Source organism: Sphaerospermopsis kisseleviana CS-549 (assembly GCF_028329225.1).
GTDB classification, from domain to species: Bacteria; Cyanobacteriota; Cyanobacteriia; order Cyanobacteriales; family Nostocaceae; genus Sphaerospermopsis; species Sphaerospermopsis kisseleviana.
Map to the genome: position 1 here is coordinate 1 of NZ_JAQMTI010000090.1, position 2,133 is coordinate 2,133.

Here is a 2,133-nt window from a genome sequence, read left to right on the forward strand (position 1 = left end):
AGGCTCAGGACAGGCTCAGGACAGGCTCAGGACAGGCTCAGGACAGGCTCAGGACAGGCTCAGTACAAGTCGCTCAGTACAAGTCGCTCAGTACAAGTCGCTCAGTACAAGTCAAAATAGCTAAAACCCTTTACCTGTAAAGTTTTCGGATTTATATGGCTAACGCCACGCTACGCTATCAGCAAACCCTAATTAATTGGGCATTGGGCATTGGGCATTGGGTTATTAATCTTCCCCAGTCACCAATCACCAATCACCAATCACCAGTCCCCTAAATAGTAAATTCTGGCTGTTCGCTAGTCATGGCTTTGAGTTTAGATGTAAAGGAATCAGAGCGATCGCTCCTTTGGGGAGTAAATTGTCCAATTGGGGGATTATTGGCATTTGCTGGCATTAATTGGGGTAGTTCCTTAGGTGTAGATAAACTTCCCTGAGTCATGAGCTTTTGACTCACAGATGCGGCTAACTGTCTCTTACTGGTATCCGCAGCAACTTTAAACGAGGGGGTTGTTAATGCTCGAACTTGTTGTTCTTGATCTGCTTGATATCCTGATGCAGTGTGACTCTCGATGTAATAATTACTAGATGAAGCAGGTAATTTTTGGGTCGTCTTGGCTGGGTGCATTGGCGTTGCTTGTGGTATGGCTGGTAAAACGGGTGCAGATGTTTTGGTTAGACTTTCTGGAAATTTGCTACAAATCATCCGTTCAAATTCCATGTTGAAATGATGAGACACCTGCCCACGCCTTTGCCAAAAGGTTAATATTTGTTGTACTGATATCGCTTTATAGCGTCCTTGATACAGAGCTTCAATAACTGCTAAATGTAGCCAATCAAGCGGGTAGTCTTTTCGCCAATGGTTAATTAACTCACTGGCACTATACCCATTGAGGTCAAAACTATAATGGACTAATAAGTTGGTGGCCAATTCGCTGCTGGTGTTTGGTGTTTTTGTTAGCATGGGTTGTTATTTCCAGGCAATAGGTATAAATATTTCACCCATCGCATCTAGCCTAACGTCTTTTTAGCTACATGAATTTTTTCCACAAGCCGCAAATTCGTTAGTTAGTGTCTTTTATTCTACTTGTCAATCGCTATTATGCAAATAAATGCTGGGAATAGGGAAAAATAATGGCTCTCCTAGAGGTTGTCTTAAAACTGAACTTTAGACTAAAAACACAAAATGACTCAGGGAAGCTGAGTTGAAAAAAAGCAAAGTAAAAAATTCAAAAAATGAGAAATCAAGCAGTTTTTGGCTGGGCTTTACGTGAAGGTAAAGTACGCTTTTTAACGATAGGATAGCGAATTCTACGTTGTCTGTTCTGTCCGGTCTTCCAACCGGGAGATTTACCCCGTGGTTTTGGCGGTTGGGCAGGAGTGGAAACCCTGACTAAAATCCCAGGCATCGCTTGTGCAACCCTTCCAGGGGTAAGTTTAGTGATTTGTTTCTGCCACGGGAGAGGATGATCATTGACGATATCACGACCCAGCTATAACTCCCAAGTGATGAGCGGCATTAAGTCACTCCGTCGGTCACATTGTTGGGGAGTTGATAATTTTGGTAGCGTCCAATGCAAGCGTTGTTTAATAAACCGATACCAATGGTCAACAGCAAAGCGTCGCAAGTACAGTTTCCAAACTTCATTTAGAGGTGGCATTTCTTCACCGACAAAAGCCAACCACATTGGTTTAAGAACTCGTGGTGAACCATCAATTTGAAGTCTTTCCACCAGTATAATTGACATCGGATGGTGTGGAGAAAGACGAAAATGCTTTTTTGTCCACAGACGAATCCTCACCCTACCCAGTTTGTTATCTTCAAGTTCAATAGTTTGTTCTGGGTCAGACCAGGTACTTTCATCATTGAGTTTAAATTTATCACCGTGTATTCTTGGTTTTCCCCGACCTGAATATTGTGGTGGTTCTCCCCATAAACACAGGTTGGAACGCAAGCGCATCAGTTTATCTGCATTAATCTCAGCCGTTTTGATTACGAATGGCGCACATCCGTATTCAATGTCCCATAGTGTGATTGGTCTTGATGGTAATTCTTGACATACCTGTTTTAACTGCCATACCGCCTTGTCTATAGGATTTTCCCAACTTGTAATTCTTTCATGTCTGAGTGGTCAT

Annotated in this window: 3 protein-coding genes; all 3 read right to left on the reverse strand. The window is 42.6% G+C overall.

Going from position 1 to position 2,133, the window contains the following annotated elements; all coding sequences use genetic code 11:
- Nucleotides 1-271: 271 nt before the first annotated feature.
- Nucleotides 272-961: a hypothetical protein gene (locus PN497_RS06690; protein ID WP_096571070.1), complete on the reverse strand. Its 690-nt coding sequence runs from the start codon at nt 959-961 to the stop codon at nt 272-274.
- Nucleotides 962-1,241: 280 nt separating this feature from the next.
- Entirely contained in the window at nt 1,242-1,406 is a 165-nt protein-coding gene (locus PN497_RS06695) for a hypothetical protein (protein WP_272109824.1), read from the reverse strand.
- An 84-nt stretch (nt 1,407-1,490) separates the two neighbouring features.
- Nucleotides 1,491-2,111, reverse strand: coding sequence for a transposase (locus PN497_RS06700; protein WP_334310623.1), 621 nt, complete (start codon nt 2,109-2,111; stop codon nt 1,491-1,493).
- Between the last annotated feature and the right edge of the window lie 22 nt (nt 2,112-2,133).